This window comes from Brevundimonas sp., from assembly GCF_029945885.1.
In the GTDB taxonomy this organism is placed as follows: Bacteria; Pseudomonadota; Alphaproteobacteria; order Caulobacterales; family Caulobacteraceae; genus Brevundimonas.
The window spans coordinates 20,068-45,341 of record NZ_JAQSDK010000014.1; the positions used below are offsets into that span (position 1 = coordinate 20,068).

The window sequence follows — 25,274 nt, forward strand, 5'->3', positions numbered from 1 at the left end:
GCAATTGCTCCACGGTGATGTCAGCGCGCAGCTTGACCTAACGTTGGATGGATTGGTCGATCTGATCGACGGCGCGATGCCGATTGATCAAGAGCTTGCTTCCCGCCTTGCAAATCTCTTCGGCCCAAGCGCACCGTTCTGGATCAAGAGAGACCAACTTTTTCGACAACAATCCGAAAGCTCGGACATCCGGACGCTAGCTTCCGAGCAAGCTGCTTTTCTCGACAAGTTGCCCCTGCGCGACATGAAAGCCCTTGGTTGGCTTGCTCCGAACGAGGGCACTTCGACACGGAACTCCGCTCTTGCTTTCTTTGAGGATGACTACGGCGATTGGCGTCGAAACGGCCGAGATATCGTAGAGGCCGTAGCCTTCCGGACCTCAGTAGCTCACGAGGCCAATGCGGCGGCAGTAGCAGCGTGGCTGAGACAAGGGATTGTTCAAGCTCGCGCGGTCGATTGTTCGAACTGGGAACCTGGGGCGCTTGCTGATGCCGTGAGCAGTATCAGGCCGCTGACACGGGTGAAGGATCCTGCGGAGTTTTTCCCGGCACTTGTCGAGCTGGGGCGAAAAGCAGGCGTGGCTATCGTGTTTGTCCGAACACCTACTGGCTGCCGAGCTAGCGGCGCGACGCACTTTTCGCCCTCGGGTAGGCCAATCATTCAATTGAGTTTCCGGTACCGATCCGACGACCATTTTTGGTTCACGGTCTTCCATGAAATTGGGCATCTCGTTCTCCACTCATCGTCGCCCATGTTCGTGGAAGGAGCCGATTATATTTCCGGGGAAGAGGAAGCTGAAGCAGATCGCTTTTCTCAGAATGCGTTGCTCAGCTCGGAAATGCAGGACGAGCTCGAAAGCTTGGGTAAAGACTTCAAGAAGGTTATGCGCTTCGCCAAACGTGCCGGCATCTCTCCAGGCATCGTTGTGGGACAAATGCAAAAGCGAGGGCTGATCCGATACGATCAGCTCAACTTCCTCAAGGTTCGCTATGATTGGTCGCAAATGAAGGCGGCCTAACCTCTGAAGGGGGTGTAGCGCCCAGGAGATTTTTGCCAGTTGCACAAACTGTCTTCCATAACCTGCATGCCCAGACCTAAAAAATCACCGAGTCGAACGACCTGGGCACTAAGTTCAGGTGGGCGAGCAGGTCCGACTTTCGAGCCTGTGAAAAGGAGCCTAGCCCCATCAACAGGGCCAGTGGCAGCGCCAAAATATGGGTGGGGGGGGTCCACGTTCACAACCCCGATCTTTCCGACCATCGTGAGATAATCAAACCGCCCGGTACGCCCAAACCTAGCGACATTCATGCTTCTATACAGCGCGTCAAACGTCTTTCTCGGGTCGTGGTTATTTGAATTCAAGGCGTCGGAAAACATGAGGGCATGCCCTCGATTGGCACCCACCCAAGCAACATAGCTCTCAATCGTGTCTGACAAGTTCTCCCGCGCGTCGACGCGGATGCTCTCATATTTGCGGTGGTTACCAAAAACCGCGCCGCGCAGTTCGGTAGCGCGGCCTTGAAACCATGCCCTGAAGCCTAGGGGATCCGTTGATACCTTTGCCCACGTCCACGGATCACCGCCCAGCGCGCCATATACCATACGCGTCGATCGCCATCCCACGCGCCTGTGAAAACCGAAATGGGTGGATAGAAATACTAGCCAAGCGGCTTCATCAACGTCACCAGCTCGTAGGTGCAGAACAGCGGCCTTCAAAGGATCGAAGAGGTCGCTGCTTGGATCTGCTCTCTCGGTGGCAATGTCCCTCTCGCCTAGACGTTCTACATATTCAACGCGGTGAAGGCTGTCGATCATCTGCCTCACCAGACTGGAGCGCCGCTCGTCCGTGCCAATACCGGGTAAAGCAAGTTGATTGTTGAACTCGATGAGCTTTGCCGTGAGCGCATTCGCTCGGGTAACGTCAGCTGGCCGCAAGGGCGCTCTCCTCATGTTCTGGACTTTCAGCGATGCTCAGATTGAGCTCTTCCTGTTTCCGCTCGATCACTCTCGAGCGCCTGCGGATATAGGTTCTGAAATAGCTGGACGACATTTCGTTCTGTAGCTTGACGACCGGCCTCAATCTCTCTGGTTCCCCATGTGAACCCTTGGTCAGGGCATAGATTGCGAGAAGCCTCACCATGTCTGCCCAAAAGGGGGTTAGTCTAGCCGCTGTCGCGATAGCGGTATCCACCGCAGAAATCCCCTGTCTTCTAAGCAATGCTTCTGCAGCAAAGACTTCGTTGATGTCGGGCCATTGACGCCCTGGGCTCATGGGGGGCATCGCGCTTGTAGGCTGGACACCCTCGCTTAAAAACCGCCCGACCTCATCACGGGAAGCGTCGTAGAGATGAAGGCTTCCAACAAGATGTTTGTAGCTACCGAGCCTATAACCTAGCTCGTTCGCGACGATCTCCTGTATCATAGTGAAAGCGAAAATGTCGTGAGGGAGACCCCAATATGCATCGTTTGATCGCATGTGTGCGATCATATGAAGGGCGCCGTCACGCTGTAGAAACTGCAAAGTGCATGTGCACGGAATATCCTTGTGCTCCTCCTCAATATCAGTGCGGTCAAACAACTGTATAACGGCTTGTCTTGAAGTCGGCTTTTTTCGAAGCGTGTCGATTACGATCTCGTACTGTGATCGTTCTCCGCCGAAAATGCGGGGCCCATAGGCGCCCCATATTGTGCCATCAGTTTCCGCGAAATCTTTATATCTACTTATATAATACTCAATTTGTGATGAGGTGTTTGAGCATGACACATACCAAAGAAACTCTCCGAGACAGCTGAAGATTGTCCCCTTTACTTCGGTTCTGCTAAGTCTAGCTCTAGGTTGGGTGAGCTCTAGGCTGACCCCTGAAATTTCTACGTTGTCACCCTTTGTCGCTTTGAGGCGCACCTTGCTTTTGAGCAGTTTGTCGAAAACACGCGCTAGCAGGTCATCGAGTGTGGCCGCTTTCAAATACATAGCAACTATCCGACCTCTGTGACTCGCTTCGTTGGAGCTTGCGCTAACCGTCCTCCGGTTGCGAGCGTTTCTAGCTTTCTACCCAAATCGTCAGGAAGGGAGGCGCGCCCCTCCAACCGCCGTTCCGGTGCTGCTGTCGTCCGGTGGGGGGGAATCGGGTACGTTTCCGCCTAATTCCTGCGAAAAACCCCCGACCGATCAATGGCCTCACGGTTTCTGAGCGCCAATTTCCCGCCCCCGTTCCGGCCTGCCCGATAATGCGGGCATGACCCGATCCACACCTCTTCACCGCAAACCCTATCGCCGCCGCAATGACGCCGAATGGGACGAGATGCGGCGGCTGTATCAGGCCGGGGCCACGGCCAAGGCGCTGGTTGAACAGTATGGCGGGACCGAACGGACCCTGTATGCCCGCGCACGCCGCGACGGCTGGCGGCGCAAGGACGACCGGCCGCCGCTGACGGGGCTGTCGCCGGCAGAGGCGGATGCGGTGGTGCGGGTGCTGGGGGCTGAGGATGGGGTGGCGGCGGCCGATGCGCCGTGCCGGGCGCTGGCGGTGGATGCCTCACTGGGGGAGGCGGCGCGGGCGGCGGCGCAGAGCGCGATCCGCATGCTGCGCGATCTGGAACCGGCCCGGGCCTACACCTATGCGCGGCTGGCCGGGACGCTGGAACGGCTGGCGCGCGGCGGGGCCGGGGGGGATGGCGATGACCCCGACGGGACCGAGCGGGGGCGGCGGGCGGCGCTGGACTTTCTGCGGGGGGAGGGGGCGGGTTGAGCGATGATGCCCCCTTCCCCCTTGATGGGAGAAGGGCCGGGGATGGGGGTGAAGGCACGAGGGTGCCGAAGGGAACGCCGGAGACTCAATCGGTCAGAGTGTCACCCCCACCCAACCCTCCCCCATCGAGGGGGAGGGCTCTTGAATTGGACGCCGAAAGCGCCGGTGCCGCCGCCTGGGATCGGGTGGCGCATGACGGGCAGAGGGCGCCGGGTGGGGACTGGACGACCTGGCTGTTTCTGGGCGGGCGCGGGGCGGGCAAGACGCGGGCGGGGGCGGAATGGGTCTGGGCCGAGGCGGCGCGGCTGGCGCGGACGGTGGGGGCGGCGGGGCGGATCGCCCTGGTGGCGCCGACGCTGAATGACGCGCGGGCGGTGATGGTCGAGGGGCCGTCGGGGGTGCTGAACCTGCCGTTCCGCTCGGGCGCGCGGTTCGAGCCGTCGCTGCGGCGGGTGGTGTTCCCGGGCGGGGTGCTGGGGCTGATCTTCTCGGCCCGCGAACCGGAGCGGCTGCGCGGGCCCCAGTTTCATGCGGCCTGGGGGGATGAGTTTTGTGCGTGGGAGTATGGGCAGGAAACGCTGGCGATGTTGCGGCTGGGGTTGAGGTTGGGGGAAAGACCCCGGCTGATTCTGACGAGTACGCCGAAGCCGGGGCGGTTGCTGAGGGGTGTGCTTGACGAGCCGGGGCTGGTTCGGACGGACGCGGCGACGGCGACCAATTCCGCACACCTCGCCCCCGGGTTTCTGGCGGCGATGCTCGATCTTTACGGCGGCACCCGACGGGCGGCGCAGGAGCTGGACGGACGGGTGCTGGAGGTCGAGGGCGCGCTATTTGGGCTGGAGGAAATCGATAAGGCGAGAGCGCTGGGAGCCGACTGGGGCCCCGCCTTCGCGGGGATGAACGGGGTAGGGCACGATCAACCGTCCGGGACCATTCGGGGCTCAAGTAGCGCGAAGCGCGATAGCCCCCTGCAAGAAGTGGTTGTTGCCGTGGACCCGCCGGCGGGGCCGCTATCCGGGCGGGCGCGGGATGCGTGCGGGATCGTGGTGGCGGGACGGGCGGGGGACCGGGTTCTGGTGCTGGCCGACCGGACGGTGCGGGGGCTGTCGCCCGAGGGCTGGGCCGGGCGGGTGCGGGCGGCGGTCGAGGCGTATGGCGCGCACCGGGTGGTGGTCGAGACCAACCAGGGCGGGGCCATGGCCGGGGCGGTGCTGCGGGCGGCGGGGCTGACGGTGCCGATCCGGCGCGTGCATGCGGTGCTGGGCAAGGCGGCGCGGGCCGAGCCGGTGGCGGCCCTCTATGAACAGGGCCGGGTCGCCCATGCCGCCGGGCTGGAGCCGCTGGAAGAGGAACTGTGTGGTCTGGGCGGTGAGGGCGGCGGTCGCGCCAGCCCCGACCGGGCGGATGCGCTGGTGTGGGCCGTCACCGACCTGCTGCTGCAGCGGCGGGACGGCCCCTGGGTGCGGGCGCTCTAGTCCTCGGCGGGCGGGGTCTCGGGCTGCGGGCCCTCGCCGGCTTCCCAGGCGGCCTGGGCTTTCTTTTCAGCCTTCTTGGCGGCCTTTTCGGCGGCCTTCTTGGCGTCGGCGCGGTCGCGCTCCATGCGTTCGAAACTGTAGTTGGGCTTGCGGGCCATGGAGGTCTCTCTTTCGTGGCGCTGTCGCGCTTCGCGCTGCGGGAGCGCCGGGAGGTCGATATGGCACCGGCGCGCGGCGCGCGGTCCCGGGGCGGTCACCCGCCCGTCCCGCCCTGTTTGAGCCATCGGGCCGCCGGGGACAACCTTCCGGGTGAAGATGACTCAGTCGACGGCGGTGATTTCGACGGTGCGCCCGGCGATCACGGCGGTGTCGCCGACGCATTTGCCGCTCAGGGCCACGGCCAGGGGGGAGATATGGCTGACGCTGCCCTTGGCCGGATCGGCCTCGTCCTCGCCGACGATCCGCCAGGTCTGGCTGCGGCCGTCGTCGCGTTCCAGGGTGACCGAGCCGCCGAAGCGGACGCGGCCGTCGGCGGGGGCGATCTCGACCGGCTGGGCCGAGGCGCGCCGCGCCGACCAGTAGCGCAGGTCGCGGGTGGCCCGGGCCATGGCGGTGCGGTCGGTCTCGATCTCGCCATGGGCCTGGGCGGCGCCATAGGCGGCGCGGGCCGCGGCCAGGGCGGACTCGATCGCCGCCAGCCCGGCCGGGGTGACCCGGTTGGGGTGGGGCGAGATCGGGCGGTCGGGCAGGTCGGCGGCCGTGGCCTCCAGATCCTCCTCGCGGGTAAAGGCAACACTCATGGGGCGGGAGCGTATGCCGGGTGCGGACGTTCCACGAACGGTTTTTACGCAACAGCGGTTGGGCGGGCGCGATGACGCGCTGCGCGGAACAGGCTAGGGACCGCGCCATGACCATTGCAGCGAAGACCATCCACATCGTCGGGGCCGGACCGGCCGGGCTGATGGCGGCCGAACGGCTGGCCCAGGCGGGGGCGCAGGTGACCGTGCATGAGCGGATGCCGTCGCCGGGGCGCAAGCTGCTGATGGCCGGGCGCGGCGGGCTGAACCTGACCCATTCGGAGGACCAGGCGGCGTTCGAGGGCCGGTACGGCGGCGCGGCCGCGGCGGTGTCGCCGTGGCTGGACGCGTTTTCGCCGGACGAATTGACCGCCTGGGCCGAGGGGCTGGGCCAGGCCACCTTTACCGGCTCCAGCGGCCGGGTGTTTCCGCGGGCGATGAAGGCCTCGCCCCTGCTGCGGGCCTGGCTGGCGCGGCTGGACGGGCTGGGCGTGCAGCTGCGCACCCGCTCGCGCTGGACCGGCTGGAGCGCGGACGGGGCCCTGCGGTTCGACACCCCGGACGGTGAGCGGCTGGAACGGCCCGATGCGGTGGTGCTGGCCCTGGGCGGGGCCAGCTGGCCGAAACTGGGCGCGGACGGGGCCTGGGTCGAGCCGCTGGCGGCCGCCGGGGTGGCGGTGGTGCCGCTGCGACCGTCGAACATGGGCGTCAATATTGACTGGTCCGAGGTGGTGCGCGCGCGCGTCGCCGGCCAGCCGCTGAAGGGGGTGGCCCTGACGGTCGGCGACCGCACCGTGCGCGGCGAGGCGGTGGTCACGACCTACGGGCTGGAGGGCGGGGCGGTCTATACGCTGTCGGCGGCCCTGCGCGAGGCGGTGGCGGCGGAGGGGTCGGCGTTGCTGACCGTCGACCTTCGGCCCGACCTGTCGGTCGAGGCTTTGGCGGCGCGGCTGCAGGCCGGGCGCGGCAAGGACAGTATGGCCAGCTGGCTGCGCAAGGCCGGGGGGCTGTCCGCGCCCGCCGCCGCCCTGCTGCGCGAGGTGCCGGGCGAGATGCCGACCGGCCCGGACAAGCTGGCCCGCCGGATCAAGGCGCTGCGGCTGACGGTGACCGGGGTCCAGGGCCTGGCCCGCGCCATCTCGACCGCCGGCGGCGTCCGGCTGGACGCGACCGGCCCCGACCTGATGCTGACGGCCCGCCCGGGGGTGTTCGTGGCCGGCGAGATGCTGGACTGGGAAGCCCCGACCGGCGGCTATCTGCTGCAGGCGTCGCTGGCGTCGGGGGTTGTGGCGGCGATGGGTGTGGAGGCGTGGCTGGCGGCGGGGTGAGGGTCAACGCCGGGTCAGCAGAAGCGCGCCCCGGCCAGCCGCACCCATGCCGCCGCCCTGGCCTCTCCGCGCCGTCGGTCTCGGTCGCCGACGGATTCGCAAAGGGAACGATATGCGGCATCCGGCTGCGGCTCTGAAGGTGACGTGACCCTCGCGTCTCATCTGAACCTAATGACATTTGCCGGGTGATCGGCCCCCATCGTGGAGCGCGTCCCTCTGAACGCCACCCAGCCCGGAGCCACGCGTCGATCCAGCGCGACGGCCCTTCCGCCGCTCGCTTGCCGGCATCCTCGCCAGAGTGCGACTGGAAAAGTGGTGCCGCTCAGGTGACTCGCACACCTGACCCCGCATTACGAACGCCCGGGAACGACAGGGTAAAAGGTGTTTTCGGTCAGTTTGTTGGCGTCTGAATGCAGGGTGCGTTTCACCAGCACCCAGCCCCTTCCCGGCTTCGGAAATCGGGACCCCTGGCGCGTTTCCTGGTTAAGGCGGCTTTCCGTGGGAAACGCCGGGCAATCCCGAAACGCCACCGTCACTTCGGAGCCCACGCTCTCCATTCTTTAAGCGCACATCGGTCTCCGGCTCATCTTGGCCCTTCGGACGGCGACGGCCGGTTGCGATATCTGCTCTTCCAACCCCACTGGCATCTCAGAAGGGGGGCTGCAGTACCGATCGGAAACCGCGCACGTTTCAGCCGTCGATGTGTTGGGCGGGCGGAAGGGCGACGCGTCTGCTGATTCAACCGGCTAATTCCAACCGGCGGGGCGCGAGCACCATTTGCGAGAGGGGCGGTCCTTAATTCGACGACGCGGGAGGGCAACTGACGGCCACAAAGGGAGCGATCGAGCAGCCGGTGACGATGGCCTCACGGGCATGGTCGTCGCTGTCCGACCCGCGAGCCTGGCGCAACGTTCTGGTGAAACGCGCAAACGGTCCCGGATGACGCCGTCGCCTTTGCGCCGGGCACCATGTCCATGCGGCGGAATGTGAAAGGGGGCCGGCATTGCTGCCGGCCCCCCAACGCTTTTGAGCCGAGGATCTCGGGACTATCGAGCGCCGGCACCGAACCTGATGGTCACGCTGCCGTAGACAGCCTGGTCATCAATGCCGCTACCGAAGCGACCCGTGTAGCCGATCCTCCCGCTCACTCGGTCCGAGAAAGCGCCCGTCAGGCTGAGACCCGCGAGGAACGAACCGCGATCAACGACCGGCGACTGAACGGTGAACGCACTCCCCGCCGGAGCGTCTGCGAACCGGGCGGTCACGTCGAAGGCCGAGTCGCCCAGGTCACTGCGGTAGGCGATGCGCGCCTCGGGGATGAACGACCCCATGCGGCCCGTCCACTTCAGGCCGGCCAGCAGCGATGTCTGCGACACCGACTGGTCGGAGTAGGCGAGATTGGCTCCCGGCACGCCCGTTTCGGTAAAGGCGCTCAGCTCAGAGCCGGCGTGGTCCAGCGCGATGAACGGCGTCAGCCATGTGCCCTGGACCGGGAAGCGGGCCCCCGCTTCCGCATAGAGCGAAAGAGTGCCGGTGTCCGGCGTGCCCGCTGCGGTTCCGGCCGTGCTCAGGATGCCAATGGACCGGATGCTGGAGCCGCTCAGCTTCGTGAAGCTGCCGACGCCGCGCAGATAGTAGTCGCCGGTGTCATATGCCGCCCGCAGTCCGATCAGCCAGCCATCGGCGTTGATCCGGCCATTCTGGCGGTCAAAGTCGACCTCCAGATCGCGATAGCCGACGTAGCCGCCGACCCTCACCTTGTCCATCACGTGGTCCAGGCCGACAATCGCGAACTGTTGCTTGGCGTCGGACCCCGGCGCATTGGCGTCGCCATCAAGGTTGGCGCTGGTCAGGCCGCCAGCCATCCACAGGCGGAACCCGGTTTCCGGATTGCGGCAGCTTTCGATACCTTCGGGGCTGCTCAGGCAGTCCGACTGGTCGGCGATGGCGGTGTTCAGCTGCTGGCTGCTGTTACGCAGGGACTGGAGATAGCCAGCGGTCTGAGCACCGGTGAGCTGATCCAGCGCCAGGGGGTAGTCCGTGGCGTCCAGCAGGAACAGGTTGGAGAGCAAGCTGGCGAACGGGCCCGTCAGGGTCGGGCTGTAAACCGCCTCGATGCCGCCGCCGACCGCGCCCTGGTTGCCTGTCAGGCCCGATACGGCACCAAACCCGATACGAGTGATGGTCAGGTCAACGTTGGCCCCACTGTCATAGACGGCTACCGGAACCAGCAGCGGGCTTCCGGTATTGGTGACCACGCTTGAGAAGGTCCCGTTGAGGACGTTGGCGTCGATGATGTTGTCGATGCTGTAGAAGTTCTCGAACAGGCCGTTCGACGTCGACAGGTTGAGCTGCAGCGTTCCCGCCAGCGTGACCGTATTGGCCGCAATCACCTGGATAGGCGACGGGATGGCCAAGGCACCGACCGATCCCAAGGGCGCTCCGGAGCCGCCGAACGACAGCGGCATGTCCAGCACCAGAGTGCCACCCGATGCGACAGTGAAGGTGTTCACATAGCCGCCGGCAGGTCCGTCATAGGACGGGTTGGCGGTGCGCGAATCCACAAGGTGCAACGCACCGCCGCTGGCGATGGTCAGCGACCCCTCAAACTCCCCGTTGGGATTGATCAGGCCGTCGAGAGTGGTTGTGCCGCCGGTGATGGTGATGCTGTCATCGGCCGAGATATCGACGTTTCCGTAAATGGAGCCGCCGCCGAGGAGGCGGATGGCCACGGCGTTTGGGGCCAGGATCGTGTCGATCGCCAGCCCGTGTGTCCAGGTCAGACCGCCGTCGGTGCTCTCGCGGGCGGTGATCGTGCCACCGTCGTTGATGATGGTGAAGACCGCGCCTTCAGGCGGCAGAATGGGCGAGGCATCAAAGTCCCGCACCAGAATGCCGGTCGCCGACGCGACGCCGACATTCGTGCGCGCCGAAACGATGATCGCCCCGGTGTTGGTCAGGGTGGCGGTGTTGACGGCCGACTCGAAGTCCATGCCGACCGCCGTGGCGCCGACGGGCAGGTCGGCGGGCGCGGCGGGCAAGGCCAGGCCAGGAACAGGGGCGTCCATCAGAATCGAGCCGGTGGCGCTTGCAGTGACAGTCAGGCTGCCGGAGTTGGTGACGGCACCGGAGAGGCTGTTGGCTGCCTCTTCTTCCCAGATGACCGGGCCGCCTTCACCCGTGCCGTGGCCCCCATTGGTGGGGCCGCCGTGGCCTTCGGTGCCGCCATGGCCACCGCCTTCTTCGCCCTCGACGACCACGGTCGGGTCGTAGGTGCCGTAGAAGCCAAGGCCGAGCGCCCCGGCGGTCGCCGGGCCAGCAACCTGGGCGTCAGCGGTGACAACCACGGCCCCGCTATTGGTCACAGCCAGCGTCAGCGGGTCGCCAAACGCCGTGTAGCCGATCGAACTGGCCAAGGCCGAGCCGCTGGTCTCGCCGAACACGCCGGCGATCGACTGGACCGTAAAGGTACCCGTGTTGGCGAACGTGGCCAGGGCGGTGTTGCCGGTGACTTCCTGCTCGACGCCAACCGCGCCGGCTTGCGCCGTTCCCGTAAGGCCGGTCGCAGACGCGCTGCTGCTGGCCAGGAAGGAGCCGCCGTTGGTGAAGGCGGCGCTGGCGGCACCGGTGGTGGTGGCCTGCTGCAGCACAGCCGGATCCAGCTGCGAGCTGGCGTTGGCCAAGTCGCCGGTCGCCGAGGCGGACCCGATGACATTGATCACGCCGCTCGCGCTGTTGGTGAGGGTTACGGCTGCGGTCCGGTTCTCGATCTGGGGAGAGCCTTCGGCTTCGGCCACCTGCAGAATGGCGGAGCCTATCGTCGCGATGGCCCCGGACCGGGAGCCTTCGGCCAAGGCGCTCGCCACGCTCGTGGCCCCGAAATTAATCCGCCCGTTGTTGGTGACGGTGGCGATCGAGAGGCCGCCGTCCTGACCGTTGGACTGGACCTTGGTGACGAGAAGGCTGTCGGCGACCGCGTTGCTGTCGGCGATGGTCGTCCCGTTGGCGGTCGCGATGGACGTTCCGGTGATGCGGCCGGCAGCGGCGTTTGTGACGGTCACCGTGGAGCTGTCGTCCCCCGAACCGTTGGACGCGGTCCGCAGGTGGAACAGGCCATGTTCGCCGCCGCCCAGTGTGGACTCGGCGGTGGCCGCACCGGCGCTGGAGGTGGCCAGGGCGGCCGCACCGGCCGTCAGCGTTCCGCTGTTGGAGAAGGTTGTGCTGGTCACGCCGTCGCCGCCGCCGTTGGCCTGGGCCCGCATGAACAGGGCTTCGCCGGCCGTGGCGCGCGCGAGCGCGTCGCCGACCGCATTGGCCGTGGCGGTACCGTTGAACAGGATGGTTCCGCTATTGATCATGGAGGTGCTGGCGGATCCGCCGCCGCCGCCTTCGACGGTGGCTTCCTGATGCAGGCCGCCGATGGCGCTCGCCGTGGCCCGCGCCGCAATGTCGCCGGGGAAGTCCGTGCCCGTCGCGCTGGCGCTCGCGCCGAGGTCAAACAGACCGGAGTTGACCAGCGAGGCCGAGACGGTTGCGTTGGGCGCCGTCGCGATCTGTGTGACCGCGTCCACAAGGTCGGCGTTCGCGACCGCATGTCCTTCGTCGTTGGTGGCCGTGGCCAGCGCCTTGATCGACACCGTGCCGGCATTGTCGATGGAGATGATGGCGTCGAGGTCGCCCGGCGCGGCGGCCGGGGCCAGCGGCACCGGCTCTTCCTCGCCGACGCTCAGGCGTTGCACGATCGTGCCGGTCGCGGTCGATGCGACAACGGCGGTCGCGGCGGGCGTTCCGGCGTCGGTGACGCCGAGCGTGAGCACCTGATCGGCGGTGATGACGAAGACCGGATCGACGTCCAGTCCGGGACTCACAACCGCCTGGGCCAGGGCCGGAGACGCGACGATCAGTGCCAAGGCCGACACGCCGACGGACAGTCGAATGTACCTAGAATTCTTAGTCATTTTTCTATCTCCGCTTTAACTTTTGAAATTAATGGCGCGAGACGCTCGCGGACACGGCCAATCACTTCAAGTTGTGCCGGCCCTTTTTCAAATAGGGAAAACCAGGTTGCCCACCCTTGATCTCGGTCAATTTTTTGAGAACTCAGGATTTCTGTGTAAACGGCCTATATGTCGTGTAAACGACATATAAAGTCGGCTGTTTGAATTAATCTATGGATCTTGTGTGTTCTGGCGGCCTGTTTTGATGCTTGTTTCATGCGCAGGAATTCTATTGACTGAACTCAGCTTTGGTGAAAATGATCGGAGCGGCTGAAAACGTAAGTAAATATTTATGTTTTTCAAATGTTTCCAGTGTCGCCAAGGTTAGTTTTGGTTAGATTGGCGTCTGAAAGGCGTCTCTTGTCACTGCCGGAAGTGTCGTGGGCTCCCGGCGCAATATGTGCGGCCTGATCATGATTCTAATGCGTGAGATTTTTCACGTCGGCGACCGGCTACTAACGGAAGTTCTATTTGTTGGCGTCGACGGGCGGTTGTGCACCACAATCTACGAAATAGTCGGGGCCGAGACGCTGTATTTTTACAACCGCCGGGAAGCGGAAGCCGGTCTTCGGTCAGACCCCGTGGTGCCGTCAGGTGAACGCTAGAGGACCTTCGGTAGTTCGGCTGTAAGCCGCTGACGGAGGGGCTGTTTCGTAATGTTGATTTCGTTCAACCGCCATCGGTTTCCGGCCGGGTCGGCTGCGGGAGAATAACCGCGTCGAGAACTCCCACCTGCCGATCCGACGACGAGAACGTCAGCAGCAGCGGTTCAAATCCCCCGCCTCAGCCCGGAGGTTCCTCACCACCCACGCGGCCATCCACACCACCTTCAATATCCAGCGCCATCTGATCAGCAGACCCGCCCTGCGCCGCTTTCGCGCTGATGCGGCTTCCGCCTGGGCGGATGTGGTTGCCTGATTTCAGGCAGGGCAGGACGCTTCTCGACCTGGCGCGGTTACCCTGACAGCACCCTTGCCCGGTCGGTGCTCCGGCCGTCCCATGCAGGACCCACGCGGCTTCCCAGCGTTGCGGCACTCCGGCCGCTCGCCCGCCGACTTCCTGTCCAGAGTGGCTCTGGACAGGTGGTGCCGGTCAGGTGACTCGAACACCTGACCCCCGCATTACGAAGGCCAGGGAAGAAGTGGCTAAGAAGCGTTTATGTGCGGCTACTTGGCCCATAATCGGAGCATATTTTATTGCCACCCAGCCTCCTCCCAGACGCGCTGGAGAGGTCGGTGAAGGCGTTTCCCAGGTCACGCGCCCTGACGTGGGAAACGCCGGAATTTCGGCCTGCGCCATACCTGCAAAAGGCGCGCGCATCCTGAAATTCTACCGGCGTCCAGAGGATGCCTGTTCAAGCCGATAGTCAGGTCGGCTGGCCTACTCGTGCTCGCCATTCGGTCGTCGACCAAAACCCGTGAACATGGACGGCTTAACCCGCGCGGCGGTGTAGGTGGAAACGGTGATGGCAGCAGCACCGATCAACACGGCATGACCGACAATATTCGCGAAGGCCGTCACGTAGCTACCGATCGCAATCGAAAAACTGACGGCCCACATGAAGCCCAGGGCCTGAAGAACGTAATGTCTGATGGCCACGTCCTTGATGTGCCGGAGCGGGCTCACATTGTGGTTGAAGATGAAATTCCATGCGTGAACGACAAATTTTCTCATGACCGATCCTCCTGGGTTGGGTTTTCCTGGCGCACGGCCCGCCGCAGAACGCTGGTGTACGGGGTGGTCGGAGGCGGGCTGGCGCCTGGCTCACAACACCGGCGGGACCGCGCCGGGTTGAATAATCAAGGCCGCTCGGCGGTGGCGGGCTCGACGCGGACCGCGATTTCATTGCGGCGGAACGACGGAACCGTCCAGGGCGGATCATAGAACCACGCCACCGGATCGGCGCGCGGGATCCAGCGGCTTGTCGCCAGACCCGAGAGGAGATCGGCCGTGTGGGTCTCCACGGCGGGGACCGAGCCCATGCCGCTGAATTTCAGAACCGCATAGGTTTCGGCAGGGACGACGACCAGCTGGACGGCGGGATCGCGCGGAACCGGCAACGTCTCCATCGTGTAGGCGGCGGGCATAAAGAACTGCACGGTCCAGCGGTCCGCGCCAGAGGGCGTCTGCGCCACCGGCGCGGTCATGGAAATCGTTTCGGACCCCGTCGCCGGGTCACCGGCCTGGGCCACCGGGGCGGTCATGGAGATCGACATGCGCCGATCGTTGCCGCCGAAGATGTAGCCGGCCAGCTTGCGAAATCCTGCGTTGCGGGCCTCGGCGCTATCGCCCGTCACGACCGTCTGGGCCGCGATACGTTCACCGTAGCGACGGATTTCCAGATCGCCGACGCGCTCCACCACCTGATAGACGGGCTCTTCCGTCCCGGATCGCACGCCGACTGTGGAACAGGCCGACGCCATCACGGCGGCAGCGAGTCCGACCAAAGCCTTCAGCATTTCACGTCTCCCTCTGGATGGCAGGAATCCGGCGCTGTCCCCGGATCTGGACGGATCGGGCGTTGGACTCAACGCCTCGGGGACAGCGCCGGTGGGCGGAAGTGTCTTTCGACACCGCCGCGCCGGGACCTAGTTCGGCAGCGACACGGCATCCGTGACATGAATCACGCCGTTGGACTGGAAGACGTCAGCCTGGGTCACGGTGGCGACGCCGCCGTTCTCGTCGGTCAGGATGACCGAACCATCGCGCAGCGACGCCGTCAGAGTATCACCCGAGACGGTGGTGATGGCCGCGGAGCCTCCACCGGCCTCGATCAGGGCGATGACATCGGCGGCGGTCACCCGGCCGGCGACCACGTGATAGGTCAGGATTTTGGTCAGGGTGGCCTTGTTCGCGGGCTGGACCAGGGTCTCGACGGTGCCGGCAGGCAGGGCGGCGAAGGCGGCGTCGGTCGGGGCGAAGATGGTGAAGGGGCCCGGGCCGGACAGGGTCTCGACCAGGCCGGCGGCGACGGCCGCGGCGACCAGGGTCGTGTGGATCGGCGAGGCGACGGCGTTTTCGACGATGGTCTTGTTCGCATACATGGCGGCCCCGCCGACGGTGACCGACGCATGGTTCATGCCGCCGTGTTGATGGGCGAAGGCCGCGGGGGCGGCGGCGAGGAGGGCGGCGGCCGAGACGGCACTGATGAGGGTCGAGAGCTTCATGACGGGAGTCCTGGACGGATCGCCTTGGTGCGATCGCAGGAAGAGACGACGGCGGTCGCCTGCCGGATGCGCCATCGATGCGTCGTGCGACGTCTGGCCGCGGCCCCGGGCCGTCGCCGGGCCGGGGGCGTGGCGGGGGCGTGGCGGGGGCGGGCACGCCGGGCGGGGCCGGCCGCGATCCTGTACCGGCCCTCGACAGGGCGGGGTCGGGGGGTCAGGGTGGCGGCCTCCCCCTGACCCGACCCGGATGTGACCATGCGCTCCTCCCGCCTGACCCGACTGCTGTTGTCGACCGCCGCCCTCGCCCTGTTGTCGGGCCCGGTGCTCGCCCAGTCGGGGGCCCCGTCAGCGGCCCCGGCCGCCGAAGGCGCGCGGCTGAATGCGTATGTGCGGGTGCTGGCCTCGGACGAATTCGAGGGGCGCGGCGTGGCCACGCCGGGCGAGCAGAAGACGGTCGACTATCTGGTCAGCCAGTTCCAGGCCCTGGGGCTGGAGCCGGGCGGGCCGGACGGCCAGTGGGTGCAGGTAGCCCAGCTGGGCCGGACCCGGCAGGACGGGCCGGCGACGATCACGGTCAGCCACGGCGGCACGACGCGGTCGCTGGAGCGCGGGCCGCAGGTGCTGGTATCCAGTGACCGGCCGGTCAGCCACATCACCGTGTCCGACGCCCCGATCGTGTTCGCCGGCTATGGCGTCGATGCGCCGGAACGCGGCTGGGACGATTTCAAGGGCGTCGACCTGAGGGGCAAGATCCTGCTGGTGCTGGTCAATGACCCCGACTTCGGCGCGCCCGAGGGCCATCCGGTGGCGGGCCGGTTCGACGACAACGCCATGACCTTCTACGGGCGCTGGACCTATAAATTCCAGGAGGCGGCGCGCCAGGGGGCGGCGGCGGTGCTGGTGATCCACGACACGGCCGGGGCCGGCTATGGCTGGAGCGTGCTGGAGAATTCCTCGACCGCGCCCAAATTCGACATCGTGCGCGCCGATCCCGAGGCCGAACGGGTCGCCGCCCAGGGCTGGATCCAGGGCGATGTCGCCGCCGACCTGTTCACGGCGGCGGGGCTGGATTTCGCCGCCCTGAAGGCCCAGGCGCGCACGCCGGAATTCCGGCCGGTGGCGCTGGACGGAGTGACGATGTCGATCGATTTCGGCCAGACCGCCGACCGGATCGAAAGCCGCAATGTGCTGGCCCGGATTCCCGGGGCCGGTCACCCGGACGAGACGGTGATGTACGGGGCCCACTGGGATGCCTTCGGCATCGCCACGCCCAAGGACGGCGACGCCATCTATAACGGCGCGGTCGACAATGCGACCGGCGTGGCCGGCCTGCTGGAGCTGGCGCGGCTGTTCAAGGCGGGCCCGGCCCCGGACCGGTCGGTGGTGTTCGTGAGCTGGACCGCCGAGGAGGCCGGGCTGCTGGGTTCGGAATACTATGCCGCCAATCCGGTCTGGCCGCTGGAGACGACGGTGGTCAATATCAATATGGACAGCTTCCTGCCGGGCACCGAGGTCTCGCCGCAGATCGTGGTCATCGGCGCGGGCAAGAGCGACACCGACGGCTGGCTGGAACGGCGCGCCACCGAACAGGGGCGGGTGCTGATCCCCGATCCCGCGCCCCAGGCCGGGGGCTTCTATCGCTCGGACCATTTCCCCCTGGCCAAGATGGGGGTGCCGGCCCTGTTCGGCGCGGCCGGCTTTACCGGCCACAATGCCGCCAGCCAGGACTATGTCGCCCACCGCTATCACCAGCCCTCGGACGACTGGTCGCCCGACTGGGTGATGGATGCGGCGGCGGTCGACATCGACCTGCTGTATGCGGTCGGCCGCGACCTGGCCGACAGCCGCGCCTGGCCGCAATGGACCCCGGGGGCCGAGTTCGAGGCGGCGCGGGTGGCGTCGGACGATCAGCGGCCGGAATAGGCGAGGGTGACGGCGCAGGGGTGGTCGGTTAGGACGATCCCATGACCGGTCTCCCCGATATCCATGGCCCCTGCCCCGAGCGTTTCGCCGCGGTGCGCGAGGCTTTCGCCGCGAACTTCAGCGATGCCCCCGAGGGGCTGGACGAGCTGGGGGCGCGGTTCAGTGTCTGTATCGGCGGCGAGCCGGTCATCGATCTGTGGGGCGGTCATGCCGATACGGCGCGGACCCAGCCCTTCACCGATGCGACCCTGGTCCCGGTGTTCTCGGCCGGCAAGGCGGTGATGGCCCTGCTGATCGCCGGCTGTGTCGAGCGCGGCCTGCTGTCATATGAAGCCCCGGTCGCCGCCTACTGGCCGGACTTCGGCCAGGCAGGCAAGGCGGGCATCACCGTCGGCCAGTTGATGAGCCACCAGGCCGGGCTGTCGGGCTTTTCCGAGCCGGCCGAGCCGGCCATCTGGTGCCACCGCGAGGCGGTGCTGGACCGGCTGTGCGCCCAGGCCCCGATGTGGCCACCGGGCACGGCCTCGGGCTATCATCCGATCACCATCGGCTATCTGGCGGGCGAGCTGTTCCGTCTGGTCGACGGGCGGACCATGGGCACGGCCCTGGCCGAGGATTTCGCCGATCCGTTCGACCTCGACCTGTGGATCGGCCTGCCCGAGAGCGAACATGACCGGGTCGCCCAGATGCGCAAGCCGACGGCGGCTCCCGACCTGGGCGTGATCGACGCGATCAAGACGGCGGCCTTCCTCGACCGGGGCTCGGCTCCCGGCGGGCGCGGGTCCAGCGAATGGCGGCAGATGGAGATTCCGTCGGCCAATATGCATGCGACGGCGGCGGGTCTGGCGCGGATGCTGACGCCGCTCGCCACCGGCGGGACGCTGGACGGGCAGACCGTCCTGTCGGCGGGCGCGCTGGCCCAGGCGACGCGCGAGCGGAGTCACGGGCCGGACAGGGTCCTGCCGTTCACGATCAGCTGGGCGGCGGGGCTGATGCGCAATGCCGGTCTGGACATCTTCGGGCCCAATCCGGACGCGGTCGGCCATTGCGGCTGGGGCGGCAGTTGCGTCTTCGCCGATCCGGCCACCGGGATATCGGCCGCCTATGTGATGACGCGCCAGTCGCCGCATCTGCTGGGCGATCCACGGCCCCTGCGGCTGATCAGGGCGCTGTACGCGTCCCTCTAGATCGGGCCGGTGCGGGCCCTGAGCACGGCCCGGGCGGCCCTGGCCTGGGTCAGGGCGGCCCAGAGGAAGACGCCGGCCCCCAGCCAGATGAAGCCGAACGAGACGCCGCGCAGCCAGGTGAAGGTCTCGCCCTGGGCCACGCCGATGATGAAGCTGAGCGTCGGGGCGATGAACTGCAGGAAGCCGACCATCGACAGCGGCAGGCGGCGCGCCGCCCAGGCGAACAGCACCAGCGGGCCGACCGTGATCGGTCCGGCCATCAGCAGCCAGAAGGTGGCGTTGGGCGTGGTGCCGAAATGGCCGGCCCCGTTCAGGTGCAGCCAGACCAGCCAGGCCAGGCCCAGCGGGGCCATCAGCAGGCATTCGATGAACAGGCCGGTCTGGGCCTCGGCCTTCACCTGTTTGCGGATCACGCCATAGATGGCGAAGGACACGGCCAGGGTCAGGGAGATCAGCGGCAGCCGGCCCAGGGCCACCGCCTGCAGGGCCACGCCGACGGCGGCCAGGGCGATGGCGAACAGGCCGGCGCGGCTGATGCGCTCGCGGAACAGCCAGGCCCCGAAGGCCATGTTGAGCAGCGGATTGAGATAGTAGCCGAGGCTGGTCTCCAGCGTATGGCCGTGGTTGACCGCCCAGATGAACAGGGCCCAGTTGATGGCGATCATCACCGTCGACAGCATCAGCCAGCCCAGGGTGCGCCAGTCGGTCAGGGCGCGGCGCACCCCGGCGGACTGGCCGGCCAGCAGGACCAGGCCGGCGGCCCAGATCACGCCCCAGACCGCGCGGTGGCCCATGATCTCCCAGGCGTCGGCCCCGGCCGCGCCCATCGGCTGATAGACCAGGGGCGACAGGCCCCAGATCACATAGCAGGCGACGCCGGCGAACAGGGCCGGGCGGACGTCAGGGGTGGATTCGGTCACTAGACCGTCAGGGTACGAAAGCCGGTGGCGGATTTGAGCATGCCGGTCTCGTCCAGCAGCTGGGCGATCTGCACGGCGTTGAGGGCGGCCCCCTTGCGCAGGTTGTCCGACACGACCCAGATGTTGAGCCCGTTCTCGACCGTGTGATCCTTGCGGATGCGCGAGACATAGACGGCGTGCTCACCGGCGGCGTCGACCGGGGTGATGTAGCCGTCGTGTTCCTGCTTATCGATGACCTGGACGCCGGGGGCGTCGCGCAGGATGGCGCGGGCCTCCTCGGGGCTGATCGGGCGGTCGAACTCGAGGTTGATCGACTCGGAGTGGCCGACGAAGACCGGTACCCGCACGCAGGTCACGGTCAGCTTGATGGCGGGGTCCAGCATCTTGTGGGTCTCGTCCCACATCTTGGCCTCCTCGTCGGTGTAGCCGTCGTCGAGGAAGCTGCCGATATAGGGGATGACGTTGAAGGCGATCTGTTTGGGGAATTTCTTCGGCGTGGCGTCGCCGAGGCCGTAGATGGCCTTGGTCTGGTTCCACAGCTCGTCCATGCCCTCCTTCCCGGCCCCCGACACCGACTGATAGGTCGAGACCACGGCGCGTTTGATCTTCGCCGCGTCATGCAGGGGCTTGAGGGCCACGACCAGCTGGGCCGTCGAGCAATTGGGGTTGGCGACGATGTTCTTCTTCGTCACCAGCTTGATGGCGTCGGGGTTCACCTCCGGCACGATCAGCGGCACGTCGGGGTCCTTGCGGAAGGCCGAGGAGTTGTCGATCACGATCGGGCCCTGTTTGCCGATCTTCTCGGACCAGGCGCGCGAGACGTCGCCGCCGGCGCTCATCAGCACCAGGTCGACGGTCTTGAAATCGAAGGTGTCGATGTCCTCGCATTTGATCGTGCGATCGCCCCAGGCCACCTCGATGCCACGCGATTTGCGCGAGGCGAGGGCGTGCATCTTGTCGACGGGGAAATTCAGTTCCTCGAGGATGTTCAGCATTTCCCGGCCGACATTGCCGGTGGCACCGATGACGGCGACGCGATAGCCCATGGGGAATTCCTTCAATACGCGGCCGCTCTTCACCTGGAGGCGCGGTGGAACTGGCCGTAGGCGCTGCATATGGGCTTTCGCAGGCGCGAAGCAACGGCTTTTCAGACGTGATCCGGACCGTTAAGCCCCGTCACCATGCCCACACGCCTCCGCGCCGCCTATGACAAGCGTATCCACAACGGGCAGCTCAGCCCCGATCCAGCCCAGGACGAGGCCATCGCGGCCCTGTCGCGGCTGAGCCACGACCTGAAGCGACGCGGCCGGTTCGGCAAGGTACCCGAGGTGACCGGCGTCTATCTGTGGGGGCCGCCGGGGCGCGGCAAATCCATGCTGATGGACCTGTTCTTCGCCTGCGCGCCCGAGCCGCGGAAGACCCGGGCCCATTTCCACGCCTTCATGGCCCGGGTGCACGACCTGATCCGCCGGTGGCGCGAGGGCGACAAGGCGCAGCGCAAGGCCGTGTTCGGCACCCACCGGGGCGATGACCCGATCGCGCCGGTGGCCGAGCTGATCGCCTCGGAATCGCGGCTGCTGTGTTTCGATGAGCTGCAGGTCACCGACATCGCCGACGCGATGATCCTGGGCCGGCTGTTCGAGGCCCTGTTCGAGCGCGGGGTGGTGCTGGCCGTGACCTCCAACCGGGCCCCGGACCAGCTGTATCTGAACGGCATCAACCGCCAGCTGTTCCTGCCCTTCGTCGACCGGATCACCGCGCGTTGCGAAGTGCTGCAGGTGGCCGGGGCGCGCGACTGGCGGCTGGACCGGCTGGCGGCCGGGCGGCTGTGGTTCGAGACCGGGGATGGGGAGTTCGAGACCCTGTGGGCCGACCTGCGGGGCGACGAGCCGGAAGAGCCGGCGCATCTGACGGTGCTGGGGCGGGATGTTAAGGTCGCGCGCACGGCCGGGGGGATGGCCTGGGCCGGCTTTGAAGAGCTGTGCGGCCGGGCCCTCGGGCCGCAGGACTATCTGGCCGTCGCCGAGCGGTTCCACACCCTGTTCCTCGACGCGGTGCCGGTGCTGGCCCCGGCCCGCCGCGACCAGGCGAAGCGGTTCGTCACCCTGGTCGATGCCCTGTACGAGGCGCGGGTGCGGCTGGTGGCGCGGGCCGCCGCGGGTCCGGACGCCCTGTATCCAGCCGGTGACGGGGCGTTCGAATTCGAACGGACCGCCTCGCGCCTGCACGAAATGACCAGCGCCGACTGGCTGGCGCAATCGCGTGACTGAGGGCCGGAGCCTGATCGGTTGAGGAGGAATCGCTGCGCGATTCCGCCGATGCCGTGAATCAGGCTCCAGCATAATTCTGGAGCGAAATCCGAGCCTGGACGCGATCGCGTCCAGACCGATTTCGCTCTAAGATGGGCCAAACCGGAGTTCCCACCATGATCCATCGTCGTTTCGCCGCTGCCCTCGCCACCGTCGCCCTGCTGGCCGCTCCCGGGGCCGCGCTTGCCGCCGCATCGGGGGCCACCACGCCCGGTGCCGTGACCCAGGCCGCCTACCAGGCCGCCCCGGCCGCCGCCCCGGCCCAGGGCGGGCTGGCGATCACCGCCGTGCGCGACTGGCTGATCAGCGTCGGGGCCACGGTCGGCGCGGTGACCCGCGAAGACGGCCGCACCTCCATCACCGTCACCGACGGCCCGATGACCTGGCTGGTCTTCTTCAACGGCTGCCAGGCCGACGTCTGCGGCGACATCCAGTATATGGCGGCGTTCAGTAATCCGACGATCACGCCCGACCTGGTCAACCAGTGGAACCTCGAGCACCGGTTCCTGAAGGCCTATTTCACGCCCGGCGCGTCGGCCGGCACGGCCATCGTCCAGTTCGACGTCCTGTTGGTCGACGGCGTGGGCATCCAGCAGCTGATCGATCCGACCTCGGTCTGGGTCGGGCTGCTGCCGACCTTCGCGACCCACGTCGGCTTTTTCGTTCCCGAGGCCGCGCCGGCCCAATAGTCCGGCGACCGGCCCGTGAAAAGAGGGCCGCGGAGTGATCCGCGGCCCTCTTTTTTTGTTGGGCCGCGGTCGTCGGCCCCCCGATCAAGCCGGGGGGACCTCCCGACCCGACGCGGCCTGGCGGCTTCGCCGCGCGCTCAAGTGGCGAGCGACCGCGTCGCGAGCGTAGCGCCCTTAAGCCAGGGAGCTGTCGATGTCCTTGCAGGCCTGGAGCAGGCCCTGGACCGAGGCGACCGACTTCTCGAACATGGCCTTCTCTTCGGCATTGGTCGTGAACTCGATGACCTTTTCGACGCCGCCGGCACCGATCAGGGCGGGGACGCCGACGTAGAGGTCCTTGAGGCCGTATTCGCCCGACAGCCAGACGGCGCAGGGCAGGACGCGCTTCTGGTCCAGCAGGTAGGAGCGGGCCATGGCGATGGCGCTCTCGGCCGGGGCGTAGAAGGCCGAGCCGGTCTTCAGCAGGGCCACGATCTCGCCGCCGCCCTTGCGGGTGCGGGTGACGATGGCGTCGAGGTCCGCCTGCGACAGGAAGCCGGCCGTGACCGCGTCCGGCAGGGGCAGGCCGCCGACGGTCGAATGACGCACCATCGGCACCATGTCGTCGCCGTGGCCGCCCAGGGTCCAGGCGTGGATGTCCTGGACCGAGATGCCGGTCTTTTCCGACAGGAAATAGGCGAAGCGGGCCGAGTCCAGCACGCCGGCCATGCCGACGACCTTCTCGTGCGGCAGGCCCGAGAATTTCTGCAGGGCCCAGACCATGGCGTCCAGCGGGTTGGTGATGCAGATGACGAAGGCGTTGGGGGCGTGGGCCTTGATGCCCTCGCCGACGGCCTTCATGACCTTGAGGTTGATCGAGACCAGGTCGTCGCGGCTCATGCCGTCCTTGCGGGGCACGCCGGCGGTGACGATGCAGACGTCGGCACCGGCGATGGCGGCGTAGTCATTGGCCCCCTTCAGCGAGACCGACGAACCGATCACGGCGGTGGCCTCGGCGATGTCCAGCGCCTTGCCCTGCGGCGTGCCCTCGGCGATGTCGAACAGGATCACGTCGCCCAGGGCTTCGCGCGCGGCCACATGGGCCAGGGTGCCGCCGATCATGCCGGCGCCGATGAGGGCGATTTTCGCGCGTGCCATAGGGTTCGTCTCCAGGAGGAAGGGGGCGGTGCAACCACCGCTGTCGCGCGGCGGTCTAGCCCCGCGCGCTTTCGCCTGCAACTGTGACGCCGCGTCAGCCGGAGCCGCCGTGACCCGATCGCCTGAACTCATCGCCGCCGCCGAAACGCCGGACGGGCTGGTCACCGTCACCGACGAGGCGGCCGTGCGTGCCGAGGTCGCGGTCTGGCGGGCGCGCGTGCTGAAGGCCCCCGGCCTGTGGGACCGGACCACGCGCGGGGCCCAGGTGCGGATCAACCGGATCATCCCCGAACGGGTGCATGCGATCGTCACCGCCGGGATCGCGGCCATGACCGGCGGCATCATGACCGGGTCGGACCTGCTCAAGGTGCGGCCGCTGGGGGACGGTTCGCTGGCGGCGCGGGAGGTCCGGGTGCGTCAGGTGATCAGCCGTTATCGCAATACGGCCGGGGTCGAGGGCGGGGTGGCCGGGGCCGGCGGCTTTGTGCTGGCGGCGGCGGACTTCCCGGCCCTGATGGCGATCAAGGTGCGGATGCTGGGCGAGATCGTCGGCGGCTACGGCTGGGGCGGCGGCACGCTCCGCGAGCGGTTGTTCGTGCTGCACATCTTCCATCTGGCCTTCGCCAGCGCCGCCCGGCGACCCGGGGCCCTGGCCGCGCTGGAGGCCTGGATCGACGATCGCGACCAGCCGGACGGGATCGAGGATTACGACTGGCGCAGCTTCCAGATCGAGTATCGCGACCACATCGATCTGGCCAAGATGGCCCAGCTGATCCCGGTGGTCGGCGCACCGATCGGGGCCGTGGTCAACTGGCGGCTGGTCGAGCGGCTGGGCGAGACGGCGATGATGGCCTGCCGGATGCGGTGGCTGGCGGAGAGCTAGTCAGTCTTCCGGGCGATATTGATGTATATACGGAAACGCCTTGTCATGAGTCGATTTGTGTATATACACATATAGGCGATGGCCATCGAGTTCGATCCCGGGAAGGACGCCGCCAACATCGCCAAACACGGCGTGTCCCTCTCGGCCGCCTGCGAGATGGTCCTCGATGACGCTCTGATCATTGCGGATACCCGCTTCGACTACGGCGAAGAGCGGTTCAATGCCTATGGGCTGATCGGCGAGGCCTTGCATGCGATGACCTTCACCCTTCGGGGTGAGGACATTCGGGTGATCAGCCTTCGCCGGGCCAGGCCGAAGGAAGTGAAACGCTACACTGAATGAGAGCTGCGAACACAGCTCCGAGAGCCACGGAGGCCCGTATGGGTGACAAGGATGACGCCCCGGAGCTGACCCGGGAATTGGTGAGGAAGGCCCGGCGCGGTCGGGATGTACTGCCGGAGGCGGTGCTGGCCCAGTTCCGGCGTAGGCCGGGACGGCCAGCGGCGGACAATCCGAAGGTTCCGGTCTCGATACGGCTCGACAAGGACGTGGTCGATCATTTCAAGGCCACGGGTGAAGGGTGGCAGACCCGGATCAACAGTATCCTGCGGGAAGCGACGACGGACCGGGCTCAGGACCCGAAGCCGATGACCCCGGCAGTGAAACGGCCGGCTTGAGTTCCTGTTTTGTTCATGTCTAGATGGACGCTTAAC

At 66.7% G+C, this 25,274-nt stretch carries 22 protein-coding genes and 1 pseudogene; 12 read left to right on the forward strand and 11 right to left on the reverse strand.

Translation table 11 applies throughout. The annotated features are described in order from the left end of the window. Window positions 1–52: 52 nt before the first annotated feature. Window positions 53–1,018, forward strand: coding sequence for an ImmA/IrrE family metallo-endopeptidase (locus PSV00_RS07840; protein WP_300445968.1), 966 nt, complete (start codon window positions 53–55; stop codon window positions 1,016–1,018). Here PSV00_RS07840 and PSV00_RS07845 read toward each other — a convergent pair. Both PSV00_RS07845 and PSV00_RS07850 read right to left on the reverse strand, forming a co-directional pair. Beyond that, window positions 1,015–1,935, reverse strand: coding sequence for a hypothetical protein (locus tag PSV00_RS07845; protein WP_300445969.1), 921 nt, complete (start codon window positions 1,933–1,935; stop codon window positions 1,015–1,017). The genes PSV00_RS07840 and PSV00_RS07845 overlap by 4 nt on opposite strands. Then, entirely contained in the window at window positions 1,922–2,971 is a 1,050-nt protein-coding gene (locus tag PSV00_RS07850) for a thymidylate synthase (RefSeq protein ID WP_300445970.1), read from the reverse strand. Before PSV00_RS07850 ends, PSV00_RS07845 begins: the two co-directional genes overlap by 14 nt. 265 nt (window positions 2,972–3,236) lie before the next feature. Here PSV00_RS07850 and PSV00_RS07855 point away from each other — a divergent pair, with 265 nt between their 5' ends. Beyond that, window positions 3,237–3,749: a hypothetical protein gene (locus PSV00_RS07855; protein WP_300445971.1), complete on the forward strand. Its 513-nt coding sequence runs from the start codon at window positions 3,237–3,239 to the stop codon at window positions 3,747–3,749. A 146-nt stretch (window positions 3,750–3,895) separates the two neighbouring features. After that, window positions 3,896–5,224, forward strand: a complete 1,329-nt coding sequence (locus PSV00_RS07860) for a terminase family protein (RefSeq protein WP_300445972.1) — start codon at window positions 3,896–3,898, stop codon at window positions 5,222–5,224. On the opposite strand, the gene PSV00_RS07865 is transcribed toward PSV00_RS07860, so the two are convergent. Next, a complete protein-coding gene (locus PSV00_RS07865; protein WP_300445973.1) occupies window positions 5,221–5,382 on the reverse strand; it encodes a hypothetical protein in 162 nt (53 codons plus the stop codon). The genes PSV00_RS07860 and PSV00_RS07865 overlap by 4 nt on opposite strands. 162 nt (window positions 5,383–5,544) lie before the next feature. Beyond that, window positions 5,545–6,024 carry a transcription elongation factor GreA gene (gene greA / locus PSV00_RS07870; RefSeq protein ID WP_300445974.1) on the reverse strand — a complete coding sequence of 160 codons (480 nt, stop codon included), beginning with the start codon at window positions 6,022–6,024 and terminating at the stop codon, window positions 5,545–5,547. Between the two features lie 107 nt (window positions 6,025–6,131). Here greA and PSV00_RS07875 point away from each other — a divergent pair, with 107 nt between their 5' ends. Further along, on the forward strand, window positions 6,132–7,349 hold the full coding sequence (locus PSV00_RS07875) for a TIGR03862 family flavoprotein (RefSeq protein WP_300445975.1): 1,218 nt from the start codon (window positions 6,132–6,134) through the stop codon (window positions 7,347–7,349). A 1,046-nt stretch (window positions 7,350–8,395) separates the two neighbouring features. Here the strand turns inward: PSV00_RS07875 and PSV00_RS07880 are convergent. Then, window positions 8,396–12,307, reverse strand: coding sequence for an autotransporter outer membrane beta-barrel domain-containing protein (locus PSV00_RS07880; protein WP_300445976.1), 3,912 nt, complete (start codon window positions 12,305–12,307; stop codon window positions 8,396–8,398). 747 nt (window positions 12,308–13,054) lie between these two features. Between PSV00_RS07880 and PSV00_RS07885 the strand changes: the two are divergent. After that, window positions 13,055–13,264, forward strand: a pseudogene (locus tag PSV00_RS07885) (IS6 family transposase); the annotation flags it as partial. A gap of 462 nt (window positions 13,265–13,726) precedes the next feature. Here PSV00_RS07885 and PSV00_RS07890 read toward each other — a convergent pair. The 3 genes from PSV00_RS07890 to PSV00_RS07900 all read right to left on the reverse strand — a co-directional run bounded on the left by PSV00_RS07890 (window position 13,727) and on the right by PSV00_RS07900 (window position 15,513). After that, on the reverse strand, window positions 13,727–14,020 hold the full coding sequence (locus tag PSV00_RS07890; RefSeq protein ID WP_300445977.1) for a hypothetical protein: 294 nt from the start codon (window positions 14,018–14,020) through the stop codon (window positions 13,727–13,729). A gap of 125 nt (window positions 14,021–14,145) precedes the next feature. Further along, entirely contained in the window at window positions 14,146–14,805 is a 660-nt protein-coding gene (locus PSV00_RS07895; protein ID WP_300445978.1) for a heme-binding protein, read from the reverse strand. Between the two features lie 129 nt (window positions 14,806–14,934). Beyond that, complete coding sequence (locus PSV00_RS07900) at window positions 14,935–15,513, reverse strand: fasciclin domain-containing protein (protein WP_300445979.1); 579 nt, start codon at window positions 15,511–15,513, stop codon at window positions 14,935–14,937. Between the two features lie 255 nt (window positions 15,514–15,768). Between PSV00_RS07900 and PSV00_RS07905 the strand changes: the two genes are divergently transcribed. Further along, window positions 15,769–17,436, forward strand: coding sequence for a M28 family metallopeptidase (locus PSV00_RS07905; RefSeq protein WP_300445980.1), 1,668 nt, complete (start codon window positions 15,769–15,771; stop codon window positions 17,434–17,436). A 41-nt stretch (window positions 17,437–17,477) separates the two neighbouring features. Continuing rightward, complete coding sequence (locus PSV00_RS07910; RefSeq protein WP_300445981.1) at window positions 17,478–18,623, forward strand: serine hydrolase domain-containing protein; 1,146 nt, start codon at window positions 17,478–17,480, stop codon at window positions 18,621–18,623. Here the strand turns inward: PSV00_RS07910 and rarD are convergent. Both rarD and PSV00_RS07920 read right to left on the reverse strand, forming a co-directional pair. Then, window positions 18,620–19,543: an EamA family transporter RarD gene (rarD, locus tag PSV00_RS07915; RefSeq protein WP_300445982.1), complete on the reverse strand. Its 924-nt coding sequence runs from the start codon at window positions 19,541–19,543 to the stop codon at window positions 18,620–18,622. The genes PSV00_RS07910 and rarD overlap by 4 nt on opposite strands. Further along, window positions 19,543–20,589, reverse strand: a complete 1,047-nt coding sequence (locus PSV00_RS07920; protein ID WP_300445983.1) for an aspartate-semialdehyde dehydrogenase — start codon at window positions 20,587–20,589, stop codon at window positions 19,543–19,545. The genes rarD and PSV00_RS07920 overlap by 1 nt, the downstream gene beginning before the upstream one ends. 135 nt (window positions 20,590–20,724) lie before the next feature. Between PSV00_RS07920 and zapE the strand changes: the two genes are divergently transcribed. Continuing rightward, window positions 20,725–21,813 carry a cell division protein ZapE gene (gene zapE / locus PSV00_RS07925; protein WP_300445984.1) on the forward strand — a complete coding sequence of 363 codons (1,089 nt, stop codon included), beginning with the start codon at window positions 20,725–20,727 and terminating at the stop codon, window positions 21,811–21,813. A 155-nt stretch (window positions 21,814–21,968) separates the two neighbouring features. Further along, window positions 21,969–22,541: a YbjN domain-containing protein gene (locus PSV00_RS07930; protein WP_300445985.1), complete on the forward strand. Its 573-nt coding sequence runs from the start codon at window positions 21,969–21,971 to the stop codon at window positions 22,539–22,541. Between the two features lie 174 nt (window positions 22,542–22,715). Here the strand turns inward: PSV00_RS07930 and mdh are convergent, their stop codons facing one another. Beyond that, window positions 22,716–23,678 carry a malate dehydrogenase gene (gene mdh / locus PSV00_RS07935; RefSeq protein ID WP_300445986.1) on the reverse strand — a complete coding sequence of 321 codons (963 nt, stop codon included), beginning with the start codon at window positions 23,676–23,678 and terminating at the stop codon, window positions 22,716–22,718. A gap of 109 nt (window positions 23,679–23,787) precedes the next feature. On the opposite strand from mdh, the gene PSV00_RS07940 reads away from it, so the two are divergent. From PSV00_RS07940 to PSV00_RS07950, 3 genes are all read left to right on the forward strand, one after another. Beyond that, window positions 23,788–24,561, forward strand: a complete 774-nt coding sequence (locus PSV00_RS07940) for an EcsC family protein (RefSeq protein WP_300445987.1) — start codon at window positions 23,788–23,790, stop codon at window positions 24,559–24,561. A 78-nt stretch (window positions 24,562–24,639) separates the two neighbouring features. Beyond that, the gene (locus PSV00_RS07945) at window positions 24,640–24,903 is read left to right on the forward strand and encodes a BrnT family toxin (protein WP_300445988.1); all 264 of its coding nucleotides are present in this window, start codon (window positions 24,640–24,642) and stop codon (window positions 24,901–24,903) included. 38 nt (window positions 24,904–24,941) lie between these two features. Further along, entirely contained in the window at window positions 24,942–25,238 is a 297-nt protein-coding gene (locus PSV00_RS07950; protein WP_300445989.1) for a BrnA antitoxin family protein, read from the forward strand. Window positions 25,239–25,274 lie beyond the last annotated feature (36 nt).